The sequence below is a fragment of the Streptacidiphilus carbonis genome (assembly GCF_000787775.1).
Classification (GTDB): Bacteria; Actinomycetota; Actinomycetes; order Streptomycetales; family Streptomycetaceae; genus Streptacidiphilus; species Streptacidiphilus carbonis.
The window spans coordinates 7,977-29,502 of sequence record NZ_BBPM01000021.1 but is presented as its reverse complement, the minus strand read 5'-3'; the positions used below and the strand labels follow the sequence as shown (position 1 = coordinate 29,502).

22 protein-coding genes are annotated in these 21,526 nt (G+C 71.8%); 10 read left to right on the top strand and 12 right to left on the bottom strand.

The window, feature by feature from the left end; genetic code table 11:
* Positions 1-5: 5 nt before the first annotated feature.
* Both TR46_RS18315 and TR46_RS18310 read left to right on the top strand, forming a co-directional pair.
* Positions 6-716, top strand: a complete 711-nt coding sequence (locus tag TR46_RS18315; protein ID WP_042402175.1) for an SDR family oxidoreductase — start codon at positions 6-8, stop codon at positions 714-716.
* A complete protein-coding gene (locus tag TR46_RS18310; protein ID WP_042402172.1) occupies positions 710-1,186 on the top strand; it encodes a MarR family winged helix-turn-helix transcriptional regulator in 477 nt (158 codons plus the stop codon). Before TR46_RS18315 ends, TR46_RS18310 begins: the two co-directional genes overlap by 7 nt.
* 66 nt (positions 1,187-1,252) lie before the next feature.
* On the opposite strand, the gene TR46_RS18305 is transcribed toward TR46_RS18310, so the two are convergent.
* Complete coding sequence (locus tag TR46_RS18305) at positions 1,253-2,977, bottom strand: SpoIIE family protein phosphatase (protein ID WP_152626557.1); 1,725 nt, start codon at positions 2,975-2,977, stop codon at positions 1,253-1,255.
* Positions 2,978-3,267: 290 nt separating this feature from the next.
* Here TR46_RS18305 and TR46_RS39555 point away from each other — a divergent pair, with 290 nt between their 5' ends.
* Positions 3,268-3,438, top strand: a complete 171-nt coding sequence (locus TR46_RS39555) for an SHOCT domain-containing protein (RefSeq protein WP_084718700.1) — start codon at positions 3,268-3,270, stop codon at positions 3,436-3,438.
* A gap of 22 nt (positions 3,439-3,460) precedes the next feature.
* Here the strand turns inward: TR46_RS39555 and TR46_RS18295 are convergent, their stop codons facing one another.
* A complete protein-coding gene (locus TR46_RS18295; RefSeq protein WP_042402170.1) occupies positions 3,461-4,363 on the bottom strand; it encodes an aminoglycoside phosphotransferase family protein in 903 nt (300 codons plus the stop codon).
* Positions 4,364-4,721: 358 nt separating this feature from the next.
* Between TR46_RS18295 and TR46_RS18290 the strand changes: the two genes are divergently transcribed.
* Entirely contained in the window at positions 4,722-6,713 is a 1,992-nt protein-coding gene (locus tag TR46_RS18290; RefSeq protein ID WP_084718682.1) for a LamG-like jellyroll fold domain-containing protein, read from the top strand.
* A gap of 193 nt (positions 6,714-6,906) precedes the next feature.
* Here TR46_RS18290 and TR46_RS38070 read toward each other — a convergent pair whose 3' ends face one another.
* The 5 genes from TR46_RS38070 to TR46_RS18265 form a co-directional block, all read right to left on the bottom strand.
* On the bottom strand, positions 6,907-7,812 hold the full coding sequence (locus TR46_RS38070) for a DUF2199 domain-containing protein (protein ID WP_052432906.1): 906 nt from the start codon (positions 7,810-7,812) through the stop codon (positions 6,907-6,909).
* 9 nt (positions 7,813-7,821) lie between these two features.
* Positions 7,822-8,820, bottom strand: a complete 999-nt coding sequence (locus TR46_RS18280; protein WP_052432905.1) for a DUF6528 family protein — start codon at positions 8,818-8,820, stop codon at positions 7,822-7,824.
* Positions 8,821-8,952: 132 nt separating this feature from the next.
* Complete coding sequence (locus tag TR46_RS18275; protein ID WP_042402167.1) at positions 8,953-9,861, bottom strand: acetamidase/formamidase family protein; 909 nt, start codon at positions 9,859-9,861, stop codon at positions 8,953-8,955.
* 29 nt (positions 9,862-9,890) lie between these two features.
* Positions 9,891-10,796, bottom strand: a complete 906-nt coding sequence (locus TR46_RS18270; protein WP_236655375.1) for a PhzF family phenazine biosynthesis protein — start codon at positions 10,794-10,796, stop codon at positions 9,891-9,893.
* 41 nt (positions 10,797-10,837) lie between these two features.
* Positions 10,838-11,332 carry a GNAT family N-acetyltransferase gene (locus TR46_RS18265; RefSeq protein ID WP_042402164.1) on the bottom strand — a complete coding sequence of 165 codons (495 nt, stop codon included), beginning with the start codon at positions 11,330-11,332 and terminating at the stop codon, positions 10,838-10,840.
* 56 nt (positions 11,333-11,388) lie between these two features.
* Here TR46_RS18265 and TR46_RS18260 point away from each other — a divergent pair, with 56 nt between their 5' ends.
* Together TR46_RS18260 and TR46_RS18255 are read left to right on the top strand one after the other, a co-directional pair.
* Positions 11,389-11,994: a TetR/AcrR family transcriptional regulator gene (locus tag TR46_RS18260; RefSeq protein WP_042402394.1), complete on the top strand. Its 606-nt coding sequence runs from the start codon at positions 11,389-11,391 to the stop codon at positions 11,992-11,994.
* Positions 11,995-12,015: 21 nt separating this feature from the next.
* Positions 12,016-12,234, top strand: a complete 219-nt coding sequence (locus tag TR46_RS18255) for an ATP-binding protein (RefSeq protein WP_042402159.1) — start codon at positions 12,016-12,018, stop codon at positions 12,232-12,234.
* A 27-nt stretch (positions 12,235-12,261) separates the two neighbouring features.
* On the opposite strand, the gene TR46_RS18250 is transcribed toward TR46_RS18255, so the two are convergent.
* The 4 genes from TR46_RS18250 to TR46_RS18235 form a co-directional block, all read right to left on the bottom strand.
* On the bottom strand, positions 12,262-13,056 hold the full coding sequence (locus TR46_RS18250; RefSeq protein ID WP_042402156.1) for an ATP-binding cassette domain-containing protein: 795 nt from the start codon (positions 13,054-13,056) through the stop codon (positions 12,262-12,264).
* On the bottom strand, positions 13,053-14,027 hold the full coding sequence (locus tag TR46_RS18245; RefSeq protein ID WP_042402153.1) for an ABC transporter permease: 975 nt from the start codon (positions 14,025-14,027) through the stop codon (positions 13,053-13,055). The genes TR46_RS18250 and TR46_RS18245 overlap by 4 nt, the downstream gene beginning before the upstream one ends.
* 8 nt (positions 14,028-14,035) lie before the next feature.
* Positions 14,036-15,160 carry a sugar ABC transporter substrate-binding protein gene (locus tag TR46_RS18240; RefSeq protein WP_084718680.1) on the bottom strand — a complete coding sequence of 375 codons (1,125 nt, stop codon included), beginning with the start codon at positions 15,158-15,160 and terminating at the stop codon, positions 14,036-14,038.
* Between the two features lie 359 nt (positions 15,161-15,519).
* Positions 15,520-15,885, bottom strand: coding sequence for a hypothetical protein (locus TR46_RS18235; protein WP_152626556.1), 366 nt, complete (start codon positions 15,883-15,885; stop codon positions 15,520-15,522).
* Positions 15,886-16,104: 219 nt separating this feature from the next.
* Here TR46_RS18235 and TR46_RS18230 point away from each other — a divergent pair, with 219 nt between their 5' ends.
* Positions 16,105-17,025: an SGNH/GDSL hydrolase family protein gene (locus TR46_RS18230; protein ID WP_042402147.1), complete on the top strand. Its 921-nt coding sequence runs from the start codon at positions 16,105-16,107 to the stop codon at positions 17,023-17,025.
* 46 nt (positions 17,026-17,071) lie between these two features.
* Here the strand turns inward: TR46_RS18230 and TR46_RS18225 are convergent, their stop codons facing one another.
* Entirely contained in the window at positions 17,072-18,673 is a 1,602-nt protein-coding gene (locus TR46_RS18225; RefSeq protein WP_052432904.1) for an MFS transporter, read from the bottom strand.
* A 231-nt stretch (positions 18,674-18,904) separates the two neighbouring features.
* On the opposite strand from TR46_RS18225, the gene TR46_RS18220 reads away from it, so the two are divergent.
* The 3 genes from TR46_RS18220 to TR46_RS18210 form a co-directional block, all read left to right on the top strand.
* Positions 18,905-19,666 (top strand): PIG-L deacetylase family protein, encoded by a 762-nt coding sequence (locus tag TR46_RS18220; RefSeq protein ID WP_042402144.1) that lies wholly within the window; start codon positions 18,905-18,907, stop codon positions 19,664-19,666.
* Positions 19,663-20,403, top strand: a complete 741-nt coding sequence (locus TR46_RS18215) for a 4-carboxy-4-hydroxy-2-oxoadipate aldolase/oxaloacetate decarboxylase (protein WP_042402140.1) — start codon at positions 19,663-19,665, stop codon at positions 20,401-20,403. Before TR46_RS18220 ends, TR46_RS18215 begins: the two co-directional genes overlap by 4 nt.
* Positions 20,404-20,452: 49 nt before the next feature.
* Positions 20,453-21,526: 4-oxalomesaconate tautomerase (locus TR46_RS18210; RefSeq protein ID WP_063770612.1), on the top strand; the 1,074-nt coding region annotated here is incomplete at its 3' end.

Sequence of the window (21,526 nt, the reverse complement as noted above, 5' to 3'; positions counted from 1 at the left end):
TTATCATGACTACAATCAATCAGGAGTCCGGCAGGCGTGTCCTGCTGATCGGCGCGTCCCGCGGCCTCGGACTGGCATTGGCGCAGGAGTGGCTGTCGAGCGGGTGGGACGTGGTGGCGACCGTGCGCGGCCAAGGGCGTACCGGCCTGCATGAGCTGGCCGAGGCGCACGGCGACCGCGTCGGGATCGAGGCCCTCGACGTCACCGAGCCCGCGCAGATCGCGGCGCTCCGCGAGCGCCTGGCGTCGCGCAGCTTCGATCTCCTCTTCGTCAACGCCGGCGTCACCAACCAGCCCGAGGGCACCGTGGCCGAGACGTCGACCGAGGAGTTCGTCCGGGTCATGGTCACCAACGCGCTCAGCCCGCTGCGGGTCGTCGAGGCGCTGCAGGACCTGGTCACGCCGACGGGCACGATCGGGGTGATGTCCTCGGGCCAGGGCAGTGTGGCCGACAACGAGAACGGCGGACACGAGGTGTACCGGGGCAGCAAGGCGGCCCTGAACACCTTCATGCGCAGCTACGCGGCGCGCCACCGCGACGATCAGCGCACGCTCGCGCTGATCGCCCCCGGCTGGGTACGCACCGACATGGGCGGACCCGGTGCCCGGCTGGGCATCGACGAGAGCATCCCTGGCGTCGTCAAGACGCTCGACTCGCTCCAGGGCCGCACCGGACTCCACTACGTCGACTACCTCGGCCGGACCGTCGCATGGTGAGCCCCCCGCCGACGACCGGCCCCGTCGAACATGTCTGGTCCCTGATGTACGCGTTCGTCGAGGCCAACAGCCGTCGCGGTGATCTCGCCGAAGCACTCGGGTTCCGCCTCGGCGCTGGACGGGGCAAGATCCTCTTCCGGCTGCGCCACGAACCGCTGACCCTCAGTCAACTCGCGGAGTTCCTCGGCGCTGACGCCCCCTACACCACCCTCGTGGTGGACAAGCTCGAAGCGCACGGGCTGGTGGAGCGCCGACCGCACCCCGACGACCGCCGGCGCAAGCTGGTCGCTCTCACCGCCGCCGGGCGGCAGGCCATCGAAACAGCCGACGCCATCCTGCTGCGCCCGCCGCAGGCATTCAGTTCGCTTCCGCCCGAGGACCTTGACGAGCTCACCCGGCTGCTCACCCGCCTCGTCGGCGCGGACCGGGCCGCCCGGCGGGACGACCGACGCCTCGGACCGGAACAGTAGCGAGCACGCCCGTGTACTCCGACGCAGGCGGTGGCGTGCGGGCCCGGCGGCCGCCGAAGCGGGGGATCAGAGCTGCGGCTGCCGGGGGTGGATCCTGGCGGCGAGGACGGCGATGTCGTCCTCGGGCTCCTCGGTCACCAGCCGGGCCATCAGGGTGTCGAGCAGCGTTTCGAGGCTGCCCGCCACCGGCGGGCTTAGCGCGGCGAGGCGGCCGAGCGAGTCGTCGATGTCCTCGCCTCGGCGTTCGACCAGGCCGTCGGTGTACATCAGCAGCACCTGGCCGGGACGAAACGGCACGCTCGACGACTCGTAGCCGCCGAACCCGGTGCCCAGCGGCGGCCCGACCGGCAGGTCGACGAGCTCACCGGGACCGTCGGCGCTGAACAGCGCGGGCGGCAGATGGCCCGCGCTGGCGAAGGTTATCCGGCCGCGCGCCGGGTCGAGCAGGGCGAGCAGGCAGGTCGCCGGGCGCCCGGAGTCGGCCTCGGTGATCATCGTGTCCACCTGCCGCAGGATGCGGTGCGGGGGCAGGTCGCTGCCGGCCAGGTAGCGGATGAGCGAGCGGTAGCCGCTCATGTCCACGGCCGCCTCGACGCCGTGGCCCATCACGTCACCGATCACCAGCAGGGTGCGTCCGTAGGCCAGCCGCACGGCCTCGGACCAGTCGCCGCCGACCACTGTGCTGGTGCCGGACGGCGCGTGGCGCGAGGCCAGTTCCACGCTCACATGCGGACTGCCCGGCTCGGAGAGCAGCGCGCGCTGCAGCTGCATGGCCGTGGTCTGCGAGCGCGAGTAGCGGACCGCGTTGTCGACGGCGACGGCGGAGCGGCGGGCGAGGTCGGTGGCGACGGTGAGGTCGTGCTCGGTGAAGGCCGGTCGCCCGCCCGGGCGCCCCAGGGTCAGGGCACCGACCAGGCGGCCCCGCACCTGGAGCGGCACTGCGAGCACGGAGTCGAACCCCGCCGCCGCAGCATGTGCGGCCAGCCCTTCGGAGCCGGCCGAAAGCTCCTGCTCGACGCACTCACCGGTCGCCAGGCAGCGGACCACGGCCGACCGCGGGCCGTAGCCGGTCTCCCGGCCCGGTTCGAGGGGCGTCAGGACGTCCGCCAGCGCCGGTGCGGAGGTCACCAGCGCCACCCTGCGCAGCCTGATTCCTTCGGAGGCGAGCCGGCCGCGCTGGGTGAATCCGGTCGGCACCAGCTCCACCAGTGCCGCGTCCGCCAGCTGCGGAACGGCGAACTCGGCCAGCTGCTGGCAGGTGAGGTCAGGGTCCAGGGTGGTGCCGACCCGCTGCGTGGCGGCGTCCAGCAGCGCCAGCCGGTCCCGGGCCTGTGCGAGCTCGCCGTCCGGCGCCGCGGGCGCGATACCGGTCGGGACCGCGACCCCCACCACGCCTTCGGTCCGGCCGTCGATCTCCAGGCGGTGGTACATGACCCGCCACGATTCGGTTCCGCCCGGCGCGGCGATCGTGGCAGCGCGCGGACGCCCGTCCCGCAGCACCCGGCGCGGCAGGTCGGGGGCGCTGCCCTCCGCACCGCCGCTCCCCTTGCCACCCAGCAGCTCCCCCACCGGCCGACCGACCAGCCGGTCACCGGACCGGGTTCCGAGCATCCGGGCGAAGGCCGCGTTGGCGAAGGTCAGGCACAGTTTCAGGTCCAGGACGACGATCCCCGCACCGGTGCCGTCCACGACGGACCGCAGCACAGCGTCGCCACCGGCTGCGGAGAGCGCGGCTGCCAGGTCCGGGACGAAGTCGTCGAAGCTGCCGCGGCTGGAATGGTCGAGGTGCACGTGCCGCCCTGTTCCTCCGGGAGGGCTCCACCGCCGTAGAGGGTTCCGGCGAGGGACCAGCGCCGTCAGCCTAACCCGCGACCGCCCTCGAACGGGAGTGACGCCCGGGTAAGGACTTGCGAAACGGTTCCCCCGCCCGGGCCGGCGGCGACACCGGGCCAAGCCCCGTCCCCGACCGGCCGTTCCCACACGACCGAAACGTAGCCGGTCACAACCAGCAGCCAGGCGGCGCCGGCGATCCACGGAGGGACCGCTCCCAGCGTGGCCCTCACCGGAAGCTGCACAGCGCGATGGCGGCAGCCGTGAACGCGCCGCCGGACGTCGCCGACCCCTTGGCGAAACCCGCTGCCGGGGATCCCGAACTGCTGGACCAGCTGGAACGGCTGGCCGCACTGCGTGCCTCGGGCGCCCTCGACGACGTCGAATTCACGGCGGCCAAGCGGCGGCTACTCGGCCTCTGAAGGACTCCGGCTGCGGGCCGGGTCAGCGCCGGTGGTCGGCCAGCACTTCTTCGACCACCCGCCGCTGCACCGCGGCCTGCCGCTGGTCGGTGTCGATGCACTCGGACAGCACCAGCAGCGCCTTCCACAGCGCCCAGCCCCTGGCCCGCGCCCACATCGCGCCGTCCTGCCCGACGGCGCCGCGGAACGCCTCCCGGTCCGCGCCGGCGAAGAACGTCCAGGCGATCACCAGGTCGCAGGCCGGGTCGCCGACGCCCGACGTGCCGAAGTCGATGACGGCGGTCAGTTCGCCGTCCACGACCAGCAGGTTTCCGGAGGCGATGTCGCCGTGGAACCATACCGGCGCCCCGCGCCACTCGGCGGCCAGGGCGGACTCCCAGACCTCCGCCGCCCGCTCGGTGTCGACCCGGCCCTTGAGCACGGTCAGGCACCGCCGGGTCTCGTCGTCGTAGTGGGCAGGCGACGCACCGCGGTAGAAGCTGTGCTCCGCTGCCAACGGCCCGCCGGCGGCGTCGCAGCGCTGGAGGGCGAGGATGAACTCCGCCACTGAGATCGCGAACCGCGTCCTGTCGGCGACCCCGGCGCGGGCCACCGTCTCGCCCTCGATCCAGCCGCGCACGGACCAGGGGAACGGGTAGCCCTCCCCGGGCACGCCGCTGCCCACGACAGCGGGAATCGCGACCGGCAGCGACGGCGCCAGCCGGGGCAGCCAGCGGTTCTCCTTGTCGATCGCGGGCACATAGCCCGCAGCGGTGGGCAGCCGGACCGTCATGGCGTCGCCCAGCCGGTAGGTGCGGTTGTCCCAGCCGTCGACCTCCACCGGCGTGACCGGCAGGCCGCGCCACTGCGGGAACTGAGCAGCGATCAGGCGTTCCACCAGGGCGGCGTCAATACCGGCCCGTCCGTCCGGAGCAGTCGAAACCATCGCACGATCATCGCCTCCGGCGGACCGGCCCCGCAACGCGATATCGGCCGCACGTTCCAAAGGGGTTCGGCGCGTTTCCGCATACCCCTTCTACTGGGCCGCCCGAGCCGACCTGGAACGACGGGACGGCCGCGACGCCACGGCCCGGGAGGACTACCAGCACGCCATTGGGCTGGCCCGCAGCCGGGTCGAGCGCCGGGGCCTGTGGGCCCTCAAGGGCAAGGCCGACGCGCTCAAGGACGTCCGGGCGGGGCGGGTGTTGGGGCAGTGTTCGGTGCTCGGTATCCGCCGCGCAATCCGGTAGTAGCGCCGCGGTGACTGGATGCGGAGGGTTCAATTCCTCACGCCTGGAGGGCCCATGCACGACACCCACGACCCCGCCGCGCAGTCCGCGGACTGCGGCTGCCCGCGCACCGCCGACCTCGACGGCGACGGTCACGCCGCTTCGAGCCGCCGTACCTTCCTGCGCGGCGCCGGTGTGCTCAGCGCGGGCGCCGCCGCGGCCGGTCTGCTGGGTGCCACGCCGGCCCTGGCGGCCGGCAGCGACGGGCAGGGCGGAAAGGGCGATCCCTACGGACAGACCACGCTGGCCCCCGCGCCGCGGGGAACCTGGCGTCCGGACCCGGAGAGCCCGCGCTTCACCGTCGTCGTCATGCCCGACACGCAGTACATGTTCGACGAGGACCGGATCCACCCGAGGCCGATGGAGGCCTCCTTCGAGTACGTCCTCGACCCGGCCGGGCGCGCGGGCGGCTACGACGAGAACATCGTCTTCCTGTCCCACCTCGGTGACGTCACCAACAACGGCCAGGCCGAGGAGTACGCCGCGGCGACCAAGGTCTTCGACCTGCTCGACCGCGCCGGCGCCGCATACAGCGTGCTGGCCGGGAACCACGACGTCAGCGGGGACGACCAGCGCGGCAGCACCCCCTACCTGGACACCTTCAGCACCGCCCGGGCCAGGAAGACCCCCGCCTACCACTCCTCCAGCCCGGACGGCTACAACACCAGCCACATATTCCGGGCGGGCGGCCGCAGGTGGATGGTGCTCGCGCTCGACTGGCGGATGTCGGCGGCGGGCTTCGCCTGGGCCAACGCCGTCATCAAGGCCAACCCCACCCTGCCGGTGATCGTGACCACCCATGAGATCGTCGGCTCCTACGACGACGGGACGGCCGGGCTCTCCGGCTACGGGCAGCAGTTGTGGGACGGTCTGATCAAGGACAACGACCAGGTCTTCCTCACCCTGAACGGCCACTACTGGCCCCCCGGCAGCACGGTGATGAAGAACAGCGCCGGCAACGACGTGCACCTGCACATCACCAACTACCAGGACCGCTACTACGGCGGCGCCGGAATGATCCGCTCCTACCGCTTCGACCTCGACCGCGGCGCGGTCGACGTGGCGACCTTCTCGCCCTGGATCCGCGAGCTGGCCGCCAAGGACGAGCTGAACCCGCTGGCCGCCCAGGAGATCGAACTGACCTCCCCGGTCGACTACTTCTCCATGTCGATCGACTTCGACCAGCGCTTCGCCGGCTTCGCGCCGGTCCCGCAGCGGGGGCCGCGTCCGGCGAAGCAGCTGGTGGTGCCGGGCACCGTGGCCTACTGGCGGTTCGACGGCGGCGGGTCCGCCGGCAGCGACGTGTCGACCGGCGCGGTGGTCCGCGACCAGACCGGGCACGGCAACGACCTGATCGTCCGTCAGGTCGCCGGCGCCCCGGCGGACGCGCTGAAGTGGGACGGCGCCCACCACCCCGACCAGCCCGGGCACGGCAGCATGGTCTTCGCCGGCGAGGGCGGCCCGGTGGGCGGCGCCTACCTGCAGACCGTCGACAAGGCGCCGATCAACGCCGAGACCTTCCGCAACGGCTACACCTTCGAGCTCTTCTTCAAGGTGCCGGACGACTGGGACGGCGGCCGCAACGGCTGGTCCGCGATGCTCAGCCGCGGCGGCAGCGCCGGCCAGGCCGGCAAGAGCGGCCCGACCACGACCGCCGAGGAGCCGATCCTCAGCTTCGGCCTGAGCAGCTCGATCGAGATCCAGTGGAACGCTTACCCGCTCAACCTGGTCGGGGCCACGACCGCCTGGAGCCATCTGCTGCAGAAGGACGCGTGGTGGCACGTGGCCGTGGTGAACGACGGCAAGGTCAGCAAGCTGTACGTGAACGGCTGTGAGGAGGGCCGCAACCCGTCCACCCCGGCCGTCGGCCTGACCACCCTGAACCAGCCGTTCCTGATCGGCGGCTACGACTGGGCCGGGGCGATCAACCAGGTCTTCCACGGCTCCCTGGGCGACATCCGCATCGTGAACCGCCCGCTGCCGGTCCGTCAGTTCATGATCGGCTAGAGCCTGTCGTTCGCCCGTTCGCCCGTCCGCCCGTCCGTCCGCCCGTCCGCCCGTCCGTCCGCCCGTCCGCCCGTCCGCCCGTCCGTCCGCCCGTCCGAACCGGCAGCCGCCGCCCGCGCGCCATGCGCTGTCGCGGCGGCTGCTACCCGGTCGGAAAGCCACTGCGAGGCGTCGCCGTCGCCGTTGGACCCGCTCAGCGCTCCAGAGTGACGGAGCGCCAGACGTGTCGGGCCCATGGGAGCAGCTCGGCGTCGCCGTAGAAACAGCCGAGCATGACCGCGGCGCCGGGGCTGACCGCGTAGCCGTAGAACTGGTGCCGTTCCTGGCCGTCCACCGTCTCCGACTGCCAGAACGCGTGACGCAGCACCCCGCCCGGGGTGTGCTCGGTCAGTCGCTGAGCCGCTGGGACTTCGGGTGCGCCTTCGAGGAGGGCGGCCAGGAACTCCTCAGGTGTTCGGTCGCGGTCGTCGTTGAGACGGTCGATGTAGACGGCCCGGTCCGGTCCGCTGAACTCGGAGGTGCCGTCGACCACACGCCCTGACAGGCCCGCGCTGCGCTCCACGGACCACTGCCGGTCCAGCGGGGTCCGGATCGCGACCGGGAGCGGGTGGCCGAAGCAGCGGAGTACCTCGTCGCGCTGCCAGGTGTCCTGCAGGATGCGGTTGAGCAGGCCGTCAGCCGAGGCCGAGGAGTCCACCCAGGGGATCTGGTCGCGGCTGCGGACGAGGGCCGTGGCCGGTGCGCCGAGCAGCTCGTCGCCCCAGGGTCTGATCGCGTTGGCCAGCGTCCCCGCCACGACGAGACCGGCGTACGCGGGGGTCTCCCACACCTCCCGTGCATGCTCGAAGTCGGACTCGTCGATCCGCATCCAGGTGCCGAGCACGAACTCCAGGTCTCCGGTCAGGCGTACCGGGAGCAGGCAGCGGACGTACGTCCCGCCGCCGGCGAGCCGCAGCAGCCCGCCGCCGTTGGACAGTTCGCGGTCGCTCTCGGGCAGTTCGAAGGCGACGTCGGGGAGGCCGAAGCGGACGTCGATCCGATCGGTGTCCGCGATCGGCGCCCCACAGCACGTGCAGGCCGCAGCGGGAGAGATGGTCACCCGGGAAGGTTACGCCGTGCTGTGCGCCGGGACGGCCCAGCGGGCCTTGTAGAGGCTGGAGCCCTGGACGGTCTCCTGTCCGGCGGGGCCGACGAGTTCGACCGTGGACGTGCACCAGGTGCACGGGTTGTCGGCCGCCGGGGTCGCCAGCAGGATGCGTCCGGTCACCGGGTCCGTGCCCACGCTCTTCACCTGGGGCCGGTCCACCAGCCCATGCTCCGGGTAGGGCACGAACACTGCCTGGGACGTCGAGAACTGGTGGACGTGCGCGTTGGTGGTGACCCACAGCCGGTCGCTGCCCGGTCCGGCGGCCGCCAGATCGTGGCCGCCCGGATCCGGCAGCGGGTAGCGGGCAGTCGCGGCCAGCGACGCCAGGCCTCGGACGTCGCCAACGGTCAGGCCGACCGTCAGTGCGACCAGATCATGGTCGCCCAGCGCCCAGAGCACTCCGCCGCGCTGGTCCCAGTGCAAGCCGTGCGCGCCGGGCAGTGCGAACTCGGTGTACTGGCCGCAGCGGGGCCCCAGCGCCGCCGCGTACACCCGCACCCACCCCGCCGTGCTGGCGCACACGGCGACGCTGCCATCCGAAAGCAGCTCCACCGAATGCAGGTTCGCGTGCGGCACGGCGACGGCCCAGCGGACCGCGCCGTCAGCGAGGGCAACCAGGGCGGCCAGCCCCTCCGAGGCGCAGCACAGCACGCCCGCGCTCCCGGGCAGCCCGACCCACTTGGCGTCGCTGACGTTGCGCCAGGTCAGATCCGGCCGCAGGTCCGCCAGGCCGTCACCCGGCGCCCACGACCAGCGCGGTGCGAGCAGCGACCGCGTCGCCACGGCGGCCGGGTCCAGCAGCAGTACCCTGCGCGAGGCCTGGTCGGCGGCGATGATCCGGCTGCCCGGCGGGTCCGAGACGCGCACGGCCCTCGTCGCTCCCACGAGCCCCGGCGCCGCCGCGGCCGCCGCGACGGCGGCCAGGAAGCGGCGGCGGCCCACGTGAGCGGTGGTCATCATCGCAGCGGCCCCTGCCCCTTGTTCAACGCGTCGGCGACGAGTTCGAACCCTACGGCGGGGGCCGCAGCGACACGGGCGGGCGCGAGTGCGCCCGTGTCGCTGCCACCCGAACGGAGTCGCCCGGCGCCGCGCTCAGTCGAGCAGGGCGAGCGGGAGGTGGGCGGTGACCACCCAGTTCGGGGCGTCCACGATCTCGGAGATCTTCAGGTCCGCGGTGACGCTGGCGAGCAGGTAGGCGTCCTCGGGGGCGAGCCCGCTGCGGGCGACGATCTGGTCGACCAGGGCGCGCACGGCGTCCCGGGAGGCCTGCATCAGGTCCGGGCCGATGCCGGTGGTCGCCAGGGCGCGGCCGGTGCGGTGGGTGCGGGCGTCGGTCTCGACGAAGGGGGTGGGCGGGGCGGCGTCGCGGAGCAGGTCGACCCGGATCCGTACGGTGGCGTCCGTCTCGATGCCGGTTCCGGCGACCTCGCCGTCCCCCATCGCGCCATGGGCGTCGCCGAGCGAGAGCAGCGCGCCGTCCACCCCGACCGGCAGCACCAGCCGGGCGCCGGGGCCGATGTGGCGGATGTCCATGTTCCCGCCCCAGCGGCGCGGCGGGATCATGCCGTGCGGGCCCGGCTCGGGCGGTGCGACGCCGATGGTGCCGAGCATCGGCGCCAGTGGGATCTCCAGGCCCGGGAGCAGTTCGGCGGACCGGTCGCCGATCTTCGAGATGCGCAGGTGCGGCGCGGTGAAATCGTCCGCCAGCAGCCCGAACCCCGGGATGCAGGCGGTCCAGCCCCAACTGCCGACGCTCATCTCCAGGATGTCCACCACCACGGCGTCCCCGGGCCGCGCCGAGGCGATGCTGAACGGTCCGGTGACCGGGTTGAGCTGGGAGAAGTCGAGGGCGGTGAGGTCCTGTGCCCCGGAGCCGGCGTCCAACTGGCCGCCGCTGGCCTCGGCCGTGTCCACGACGGCCTCCTGGCCCGGCGCCAGCTCTGCCAGCGGCGGAAGGGTCCGGTCCCAGACGGTGTGGGTGCTGGTACGCGCGAAGTGCATGGCTTGGTCCTCCGGGGCCGATGGGTGGATCAGTTGACGCGGGTCACGACTGCGGTACCGCCGACCCGGACGAGCGGACCGGACCGGACCGGCCGCGCGCTCGCGCTCGCGGTCGACGTCGCCGTCGCGGTGACGGCCGCGGGGCTGCCGAGGGCGTCGCCCATGTCGACGGTGATACCGGTACGGCCGTCGGCCTCCGCGAGCCGGGCCATCAGGCAGGCGGTGCTGTTGGCGTTGGCGATGTCCTCGGGGACGCCGATCGAGGGGGCGAACATCCGAGCCGCGGCCCGGCCGTCGTCCGTCGGCACCGAGTGGACGTAGCAGCCCAGCAGCCCGAGCCCGTCGCAGGCCTCGCGCAGCCGGTCCTGATCCGGGGTCAGCCCGGCGAGCGCGGCCCGGGTGCGCACCGGGACGAGCAGTCGCGGCCGCCCCAGCGAGGCGACGCAGGCGCCGGGGGCGAGCAGGTCGGGGGTCACGCCGAGGGCTCCGAGGACCGGAGCGAGCTCCGCCGCGGCCGGCTCCCGGAGCTCGACCGGCCCGGGATCGAACGAGGCCCGGAACCGGTCGCCCTCGCGAACGGCGCTGCCGGAGAAGTCACGCCCGGACGCCCGCAGCGTGACCTCGTACTCCTTCTCCCCGCTGCGCTCGGCGAGCAGGGCGAGGGCGGCGACGGTCCCATGGCCGCACCCGGGCAGCTCGCCCTCGGAGGTGAAGAAGCGGAGCGAGACCCTGGGACGGAGACGGGGACGGCCGGGTCCGTCGTCCCCGGGCGAGACGAAGACCGCGTGCGAGGTCCCCGACGCCACCGGCACGCCCCGACGCTCGGCATCGGTCAGCGGCGTCTCGTCCAGGACCGCGGTCGGGCTGCCGCCGCGGCCCTCGCGCAGACAGGCGTTCACGACGGTGAGGCCCCGCAGGGCTGCGGTATCGGACACGGAGAGGATGCTACCGCCGCCCTCCCCCGCGGCGTCACGGCTCAGAGATCCAACTCGTACACCTGGCCGAGGATCTCCACACCGAAGTCCCGGTGCGGCTGCTCCTGCACGAGCCGGAAGCCGGCGGCGAGGTAGATGCGGCGGGCGGAGGCCAGGGGCTGGTTGGTCCACAGGCGCATCCGCCGGTAGCCGGCCGACCGGGCGAACTCCAGGCACTGGTCGACCAGGCGGGTGCCCAGCCGGTGGCCGCGGGCGGCCGGGTCGACCAGCAGGAGCCTCAGCTTCGCGGTGGTGTCGTCCTCGCTGACGCAGAAGACGCAGCCGACCCGGCGGCCGTCGAGCTCGGCGATCCAGCCGGCCTCGCGGGCCGGGTCCTGCGCGGCTGCGAAGTCGCCGACGATACGGGCCGTCAGACCCTCCATGCTCATCGCGTCCCAACCGTACTCGGCCGCGTACTGCTCGCCGTGGGCCTGCACCACCCACCCCAGGTCACCCGGCTCGCCGACCGACCGCATGACCGCTTCCCGATTCTGCATGGCATCCCCACCGCGAGTGCACTGAAACAACTGTTTCAGTGAAGCACAATGGCGGCGTGACCGCATCAGCCACCGCAGATTCCGCCCGCAAGCGCCAACTCCTCGAACTCGCCTACGCCTATGTCCTCGACCACGGACTCGCGGACATGTCGCTGCGGCCGCTGGCCGAGGCCGTCGGCAGCAGTCCGCGCGTTCTGCTCTTCCTGTTCGGCAGCAAGGAAGCGCTGGTCCAGGCGCTGCTGGCACGGGCCCGCCAGGACGAACTGCGGGTCCTCGACGCGGTACGTTCCGACCAGGACGGCAAGCAGGACGGCCGGCAGCACGACCTGGCCCGGGTCGGCGCCCTGGTCTGGGAGTGGCTCGCCGCTCCCGAACACCTCAGGCTCAACACGCTCTGGGTGCAGAGCTATGCGCGCTCCCTCACCGACGACTCGGGCCCCTGGGCCGACTTCGCCCGACGCACCGTCACCGACTGGCTCGACCTGCTCGCCGCCGCACAGCCCCCGGCCCACCGCGACTCCCCTGCCGCTGAGGCCGAACGCGCCCTGCTGCTGGCCGTGCTGCGCGGCGCCCTGCTCGACCTCCTCGCCACCGGCGACCGCCCCCGCAACGACGCCGCCGTCGCAGCCCACCTGGCCGCGATCGCACCGGGCCGGGACTGAGTGCCCTGCCGGACGCACCGAGTGGAGCGGGCGTTCCGGCAGGCGTCGATGTCGCTGTCGGTCTTCGCCATCGAACAGCGCTACCTGCCCTGCAGTTCCACCTCCCCGCACCTGCGCAGGGCCCGGATCTTCGACGAGGGCGGCCGGGGCCTGCTGCTGGTGGCCCAGATGACCACCGGCTGGGGCACCCGGCACACCCCCACCGGCAAGACCATCCGGACCGAGCAGGCGCTGAACTGACCCCGTGAACTCACCGGGTGGGTCCGGTCAGTTGACCCCGTACTCGGCGTGCACCAGCTCCAGCAGCTCGCTCACCGAGGTCTCCTGGGACGCCCGGTCCAGGGTGATCTCACCGTGCTGCAGCAGGTTCACCCGGTCGCAGATGTCCACGATCTGGGCGTAGTTGTGCGCGATCAGGATGATGGCGATGTCCCGGCGCTCCTTCAGCCGCTTCAGCAGCCGCAGGATCTGACCGCCCTCCTTGGCCCCCATCGCAGCCAACGGCTCGTCCAGCAACAGCAGTTGGGTGGACTCCGCGTACACCGACCGGGCCACCGCGATGGCCTGGCGCTGGCCGCCGGACAACTGTCCGACCTCGGTGTCCACCGAGGGGATGCTGATGCCGATCGAGTCCAGCGCCTCGCGGGCCCGGCGCCGCATCTCGGAGCGGCGCAGGACGGGCAGCGGGCGGTGGGTGAGCTCGCGGTTGAGGAAGAGGTTCAGGTAGACCGGCAGGTCGTTGATCATGGCCAGGTCCTGGAACACGGTGTCGATGCCCAGCGACCGCGCGTGCACCACCGACCGCAGCGCCGTCTCGGTCCCGTTGAACAGCAGCCGGCCCTGGTCCGGGCGGTGGAACCCGGTCAGGGTCTTGATCAGGGTGGACTTGCCGGCGCCGTTGTCGCCGATCAGCCCCAGGATCTCGCCCCGCCGGACGTACAGGTTGACGTCCTTGAGCGCCTGGACCGCGCCGAACCGCTTGCTGATGTGCTCGGCCCGGATCACCTCCGGCGCCGTCTCGGCGCCTCCCGCCGTCACGCTGCCCTCCTCCTGCGCCGTCATCGGCTCGCCTTTCTGCGCAGCACACCGAGGTACACGTTCAGCAGCATGGCGGCGATGATCGCGATGCCGAGGACCACGTCGAAGGCGTTGGCGTTGACTCCGGTGAGGTTGAACCCGTCGTAGACGATGCCCAGCAGCAGCGCGCCCAGCAGGGCGCCGATGATGGTGCCGGAGCCGCCCAGCAGGGCGGTGCCGCCGATCACCGCCGAGGCGACGGCCAGGAACATGGTCTCGTTGCCGCCGTTGGTCGGGTCGAAGGAGCCGACCCTGATGCCGTCCAGGATCCCGCCGAGGCCGGCCAGCCCGCTGCACAGCGCGAAGTTGACGATCTTGATGCGGTTGATCCTGATGCCGGCCTCCGCCGCCCCGATCGGGTTGCTGCCCACCGCCTGCGTATTGACCCCGAATTTCGTGGTGGAGAGCAGCGCCTGCATCACCGCGACGATCGCCAGCGCCCAGATCAGTTCCGACCAGCGTGCGCGGCCGAACACCTGGGCCACCCAGCCGTTGGCCGGGGCCGCCTCCGGCTGGGCGTTGGACGCGATCAGCGACATGCCCTCCAGGAAGAAGGCCATCCCGAGGGTGACGATGAAGGACGCCAGGTTGAACAGAGTGTGGATGAGTCCGTTGACGACCCCGACCAGGGCGCTGATCGCCACCGCGCAGACCAGTGCGAGCAGCAGCGGCATGCCGTCGCCGGTGAAGGAGGTCAGCACGAACGGTGCCAGGGTGAACACGAACCCGGCGGACAGGTCGATCTGACCGCAGATCAGCAGCATCACCTCGCCCGCGCCGATGATGATCCACGGAGCCACGTACTGGGCGATGGTGTGGTAGTTCTCCGAGGTGGTGAAGCCCGACCCGGTGACCGCGAAGTAGATCGCGGCCGCGACGCACACCACGAAGATGCTCAACTCGCGCCGACGGACCAGCCCGCGCCCGACGGCGGTCGCGACCTGTTTCGCTTCCATGCGCTCCCTCACAGGGTGGCGGTCGAGGCCGGCGGCAGCGGGATGGAGCCGGGCATGGTGATCAGAGCCTTGTTGGAACCGCCCTCGAAGCGGCTGTTCGCGCTCACATACAGCGCCGCGTTGTCCTTGGTGACGAAGGTCAGGCCGGTGTCGGTGCTCGGCGGCACCACCAGCGTCCCGGACAGCCGGTAGAGGTAGAGGTAGAGCACCGGCAGGAAACCCTGCAGGTAGGCGGACTGGTCGATGGTGAAGTCCAGCGCACCCGACTTCACCCCGTTGATGGTGTCGGTCAGGGTGTCGAAGCCGCCGCCGTGCACCTTGCCGGTCAGCCCGCGCTGGGTGATCAGCTGGGCGATCGCCGCGGTGCTGCCGGCGTCCACCGCGTACAGGCCCTTGGCGTCGCTGTGCCCGGAGTAGGCGGCGGTCATCGCGTTCAGCTCACCGGCCTGGGCGGCCCCGGTGTTGATCGAGGTGACCTGCACCGACGGAGCGGCCGACTTCAGCGCCGCCTTCAGCCCGTCCAGCCGCGGCTGCACATTGTTGCCGCCCGGCTGCGAGATACCCACCAGGATCTGTCCGGAGGTCACGTTCTGGGCGATCCGCTGGCCCATCTCGAACCCGGACTGGTAGAGGTCCTGGCCGACGTAGGTGAGCGGGAAGTTGCCCGGCGCGGTGGCGTTGTAGGCGATCACCGGGATGCCCTTTGCCAGGGCGTTCTTGGTGGGGGTGACGAACGCCGAGTTGTCGGTCAGCGGGATCGCTATGCCGTCCGCGCCGCCGGAGATGGCCGTGTCCATCGCGCTGACCATCTGCGACACGTCGCCGGTCTCCGAACCGGTCCACTGCGGAGTCGGCAGACCCAGCACCGACGCGGCGTCGGCCAGGCCGTAACGCGTGGGCGTGAAGAAGGAGTTGGTGGTGACGTGGTTGACGAAGACGAACTTCCACTTCGGCGTGGAGGGGAAGTCCCCGGTCCCGCCCGCGGTCGAACCGTTCCCCGAGGAGCTCTTGCTGCTGGTGCAGCTGGACAGCAACGCGGACGCGGCGAGCACGCCGCCTCCCGTCCCGGCCAGCCCCAGCGCCCTGCGTCTGGACAGCGACGGTACCGCCGCCGGGTTCTGCGCATCACTCATGACGTCGCCCCGCATCCTCTGGTCAGTGGATCTGATGCACCCTCAACTGTGAGCGTTAACAAAAGCGTCGGCACCGATGCTCCGCCTGCTCTGACGGTGAGTCAAGAGATCAGTCCAAGGCGGCGCGAACCAGTGCCGCGGGTCGGATTGGCGATCGCGGCCTGCGGCGGTCGCCAGGGCGCCGTCGACACCGGTGGTGTTGGCCGGCACCAGCAGCGGGGGCCGCCTCCGCCGTGCCGCCGCCCAGGCCGCGGACGGCCAGCGCACCGCCGCCGGCCGCCAGGGCCAGCGCCAGCACGGCGCCCACCACCTTGTGGCTGCGGCGGATCCGGATCCCGCTTCGTCCGGTCCGGTGCGGTTCAGCGGCGGTGGCTCTCGCCGTAGTGCCGCCACTGCTCGCCGATCCCCCGCCCCCGCTGTTCGGCCTCGCGACCACGCTCACGTCCGCGTTCCTCGGCCTCGCGCCCCCGGTCCCGTCCGCGCCGCTCGTCGGCGTCGCGCGGGGTGGCGGCCGCGGAGGAGGGCGACGAGGAGGGCGACGACGGGGTGGACGGCACGGCGGACGGAGTCGTGGCCGGGGTGGTCGCGGGAGTCGAGGCGGGAGTCGTCGCCGGTGCCACGGAGTCCTCGGCCCGGTCGCTCGCGCCGCAGGCGGCCAGCGGGACCGCCGCTGCCCCGAGCAGCAGGGCCACCACAGCCGACCTGCGGATTCCTCTTCTGTACATACGCATGCCATAAGGCTCCACCCGGCTGCGGCCCGCAGGAGCCGCCGAAGGTCACCTCTCCCGGGACGAAGGGCCCGCGCGGGCCAGGAAGGAAGATTTCCCGATGCCGGTACTGCGAGCACAGTATTTCGGACAGTCAGCAGGCGCATGACGACGTCGGAAGCCCTGCCGGGAGACTCTTGAGCGGTATCCGAGACAGATACCGAAAGCAGGGCACTGATGAGGAACCACCTACGGACCGGCGTGGTCTGCGTACTGGCCTGCGGCGCGCTGGTCGCCGCGGTCGGCCTGACCCAGAGCAGCCGGGACGACGGCACGGCCCCGGTGGGGCCCTACGTTGCGCTGGGCGACTCCTACACCTCCGGCCCCGACATCCCGGACCAGAACGGCACGCCGCTCGGCTGCGACCGTTCCAGCCAGAACTACCCGGCCCTGGTCGCCGCCGCGTTGAAGCTGCAGCCGGCCCAGATCACCGACCGCTCCTGCAGCGGCGCCACCACCGCCGACCTCGCCGGGCAGCAGTCCACCGGCAACGGGACCAATCCGGCCCAGTTCTCCGCACTGACCTCCGAGACCAGGCTGGTCACTCTGGGCATCGGCGGCAACGACATCGGCTTCAGCTCGCTGCTCACCCGCTGCGTGGAAACCGGCGTGCTGTACTACGCGGTCAGGTTCGGCGCGAACGGCAGCGGGGATGCGCCCTGTCGTGCGCAGTTCGTCGCCGACGGCACCGACCAGGTGCAGCAGCGGATCGACGGGGCCGCGGACAAGGTGTCCGCGGCGCTGGCCGAGATCAGGAAGCGCTCGCCGAAGGCCAGGGTGTACGTGGTGGGCTACCCGGCGATACTCCCCGACGGGGGCGAAGGGTGCGCGCGGGCGCTGGGGCTGGCGCCCGGTGACGTGAGCTATCTGCGGCAGAAGGAGCAGGATCTCAACGCGATGCTCCAGCGCGAGGCGAAAGCCGCGGGCGCGGGGTACGTGGACACGTTCGGCCCGTCGACGGGACACGACGCGTGTTCGGCGGAATCCAGCCGGTGGATCGAACCGCTGGTGCCGTCCTCGCCGGCGGCGGCCGTGCATCCCAACGCGCGGGGGGAACAGGGGATGGCCGGCGCGGTACTGAAAACGGTCAACGGCTGAGCAGGGGCGTCTGCCGGCCGGTTTCCGGACGGCCGTCAGGTAGTTGTCAGGCGGCGGCGGATTCGGCTTCGATCATTGCGATTTCCGCCTCCTGCTCCTGCTTTCCACCCAGCAGGGCGACCGTCACCAGGCAACAGACCAGTGCCGCGATTCCGCAGATCAGGAATCCGAGCGAGTAGCCGCTGTCGAGTGCCTTGACCGCGAGCGGTGCGGCCTTGCTGAACGGCACGTCGGGCGGAACGGAGTTGGTCGCGACCGCACCCGCGCCCTCGGCCGCCGCCTTGACCGCGGACAGTGAGGGATCACCGGCGAGAGCGTTGTTGAAGTTGGTCGCGGCCCTGCTCAGGGCGATGGCGCCGATCAGCGCCGGGCCCATGGCGAAACCGAAGTCGCGGACCATGCTGGTGGTGGCGGCGGCCATCCCGGCCAGCTTGCTCGGCACCGTGTTGACCACGGTCGCGGTCACCGAGGACACCGCGAAGGAGAAGCCGACCCCGACCAGTCCCATCGGCAGGATCAGTGAGGGCAGCGAGGTCTCCGTGATCGACAGCCCGGAGGCCAGGAACTGACCGACCGCCATCAGCAGGAAGCCGCCGCCGAGGATCCAACGCGGCTGGTAGCGGGCCATCATGAAGGAGGTCAGCGGCAGCAGGAAGATGGTGAGCCCGCTGAGCAGGATGAAGGCGAAGGCGGTGCGCATCGCGCTCTGGTGCTGGATGACCTCCATCCGGATGCTGATGGAGTAGGCCGTGCCGAGGAAGGAGAACATCCCCAGCACCGTGACCGCGGCGGCCAGCGAGAAGGCCCGGTTGCGGAAGAGGTCCATCCGCAGCAGCGGGTTGGGGACCCGGGTCTCGATCACCACGAAGGCGACCAGCAGCACTGCCGCCGCGATGAAGCAGCCGATGACGGTGGCGCTGCCCCAGCCGGCGGTCGGACCCTCGATCACCGCGTAGAGCAGGGCGAACAGGGCCAGGCCGATGGCGGTCTGGCCGGGGACGTCCAGCGAACGGCCTTCGGGGGAACGCGAGTCGGTGGTGAAGAACCAGCAGAACACGGCGACGGCTGCGGACAGCGCCACGATGATCCAGAACGCCGTCCGCCAGCTGCCGTAGGTGGCGGTCAGGCCACCGAGCATGGGCGCGATGAAGTTGCCGGTGGAGAGCAGCGCCGCCCAGAGCGCGATCATGCGGGCCCGACCGGCATGGGTGTGACTGCCCGAGGCGATGATGGCCAGGGTGGTGGGGAAGAGCGCCGCCGAGCCGAGTCCGGCGGTGAACTGCCCGACGTACATCTGGCCGACCCCGGTCGAGGTGCCGGAGATGATCTCACCGACCATCAGCAGCAGCGCGCCGCCGACAAGCAGCTTCTTGCGGCCGAACAGATCGCCCAGCACGCCGAAGGTGAGCTCCAGGGCGGCGATCGGGAGCAGGGTGCAGTCGGAGATCCAGTCGAGCTGGGAGGCCCCGGTGGGATGCAGGACGGTCTGGAAAGTCCCGTTGAGGGTGGCCGGTACGGCCAGGCCTATCTGGGCCAGACAGACTGCCAGCCCGACGGCGACGATGGTGGCCGTGTTGAGCGTGGTGTGCGAGACCGAACGGCGCGGTTCGGTGCTCGCTCCCCCCGTCGCGGACAGCGGGATGGACATGGGTGGGCCCCCTGGTTCATGGAGAACTTCATCGTTTCTCAGGTGGGGTGCAGCGTGGGGTGGCGCCGTGTTCGGTGCCGTGTTCGACCGGTACCGGCGTCGTGTTTCGGCGACTGTAGACCGCTGTCGATAGTGGCGCAATAGTTGAGACGAAGATTGTTGACAATGTTGTAGCCACCTCTTAGCGTAACCACCAGTGGCACAGGAGCTGGCTGGTCAGGGGAAGGCAACATGAACACAACGAGCACCACCACCGGCGTCCCGGCGGCCACCGGACCGCTGCTGGTGATCAGCGCACACGCCGGCGACTTCGTCTGGCGGGCCGGCGGGGCGATAGCCCTCACCGCAGCCGCCGGGCAGCGCGCCAAGGTGGTCTGCCTGAGTTACGGCGAGCGCGGTGAGTCCGCCCGTGCCTGGCGCGAGGGCAAGTCCCTGGACGAGATCAAGACGGTCCGCCGCAGCGAAGCCGAGCAGGCCGCGGCCGCGCTGGGCGCGGAGATCGAGTTCCTCGACGCCGGCGACTACCCGCTGCTGGAGACACCGGAGTTGGTGGACCGCCTGGTGCATGTGCACCGCGAGGTCGATCCGGCCGTGGTGCTCACCCACACCCTCGCCGACCCCTACAACGGCGACCACCCGGCCGCCGCCCGGATGGCGGTCCAGGCCAGGATCCTGGCCCAGGCCGTCGGCTACGACGCGCCCGGGGAGCCGCTGGGGGCACCTCCGGTGTTCTTCTTCGAGCCGCACCAGCCCGAGCAGTGCGACTTCAAACCGGACACCCTGCTGGACATCACCCCGGTGTTCGACCGCAAGCGCAAGGCGATGGAGTGCCTGCCCGCGCAGCAGCACATGTGGGACTACTACACCGACCTGGCCAAGCGGCGCGGTGTGCAGCTCAAGCGCAACGCCGGACCCAACCTGGGCCTGCCGCACGACTGCCTGGCCGAGGCCTTCGTCCGGGTCTACCCGCAGACCACGGCGGTGCTGGGATGAGCACCCCGCGGAACCCGCCCAGGAACCCGCCCCGGAACGTGGTCGTCACCGACCCGCCGCGCGCGGCTGCCGCAGAGGTGGACGCCCTCGCCGGGTACGGCGTGGCCACGGTGCACGAGGCCATGGGCCGCACCGGCTACCTCGGCCCCGGGATCCGCCCCGTGCACCTGGGCTCGCGGATCGCCGGAACGGCGGTGACGGTGCTGTCCTGGCCCGGCGACAACCTGATGATCCATGTCGCGGTCGAGCAGTGCCGTCCCGGGGACGTCCTGGTGGTGTCCACCACCTCGCCGTGCACCGACGGCATGTTCGGCGACCTGTTCGCCACCGCGCTGCAGCACCGCGGCGTACGCGGCCTGGTCACCGCCGCCGGGGTGCGCGACGTGGCCGACCTGCATGCGATGGGCTTCCCGGTCTGGTCGGCGGCGGTCAGCGCGCAGGGCACGGTCAAGGCCACGCCCGGCTCGGTGAACGTCCCGGTCACCGTCGGCGGGCAGACCGTCCGCCCCGGCGACGTGATCGTCGCCGACGACGACGGGGTGCTGGTCGTCCCGCGCCTGGACGCCGCCGCCGCGGTCGCCGCGGCGCAGGCCCGCACCGAGAAGGAGGACGCCACCCGCGCCGCCTTCCGTGAGGGGCAACTGGGCCTGGACCGCTACGGTCTACGGGAGAAGATCAAGGACATGGGGATCGAGTACCTGACCGCCGACGAGTACGCCCGCCGCGGCGACTCCTGACCGGAAGGCGGGCGTTGTGCCTCCCTCGTCGTCAACGGGCCTGCCGTGCATGCTGATGCGTGGCGGCACCTCCAAGGGCGCCTACTTCCTGGCCGAGGACCTGCCGGCCGACCCGGCCGAGCGGGACCGGCTGCTGCTGCGGGTGATGGGCAGCCCCGATCCCCGGCAGATCGACGGCATCGGCGGGGCCCACCCGCTCACCAGCAAGGTCGCCGTGGTCTCCCGCTCGGACCGCCCGGACGCCGACGTCGACTACCTGTTCCTGCAGGTGGGAGTGGACGCGGCGACCGTCTCCGACCGGCAGAACTGCGGCAATCTGCTGGCGGGGGTGGGACCCTTCGCGGTGGAACGCGGCCTGGTCGACCCGGACGCCTCCGCCGAGGGCCACACCCGGGTCCGGATCCGGATGGTCAACTCCGACAGCCTGGCCACCGCCTCCTTCCCCACCCCCGGCGGCGTGGTCGACTACGCCGGGACCACCTCGATCAGCGGCGTCCCCGGCACCGCGGCCGCGGTACTGCTGGACTTCGCCGATACCGAGGGATCGTCAGGACACGGGCTGCTGCCCACCGGCAGGCTCCGGGACCTGATCGACGGCATCCCGGTCACCTGCATCGACAACGGCATGCCGGTGGTCGTGGCGGCCGCCGCCGACCTCGGCGTCACCGGCTACGAGTCCCCCGCCGAACTCGCCGCCGACACCGCGCTCGTCGAACGGATCCAATCGCTGCGGCTCAAGGCCGGCCGGCTGATGCGCCTGGGCGACGTCAGCGACGCCCCTGTCCCGAAGACCACCCTGGTCGCGCCGCCCAGGGACGGGGGCGCCGTCTGCACCCGCACCTTCATACCGCTGCGCCCGCACGCCTCGATCGGCGTGCTCGGCGCGGTCACCTTGGCCACCGCGCTGCTGCTGGAGGGAGCGGTCGGACGCGACCTGGCCCGGCTCCCCTCCCCCGGCACCCCGCTGGGCATCGAGCACCCCTCCGGCCGACTGGACGTCGAGGTGGAGGTGGAGGTGGAGGTCGATCCCGGTGACGGCACCGCACCGCCCCGGGTCCGCCGCTCCAGCCTGGTGCGCACCGCCCGCAAGCTCCTCGACGGCACCGTCTTCCCCCGCCCCGCC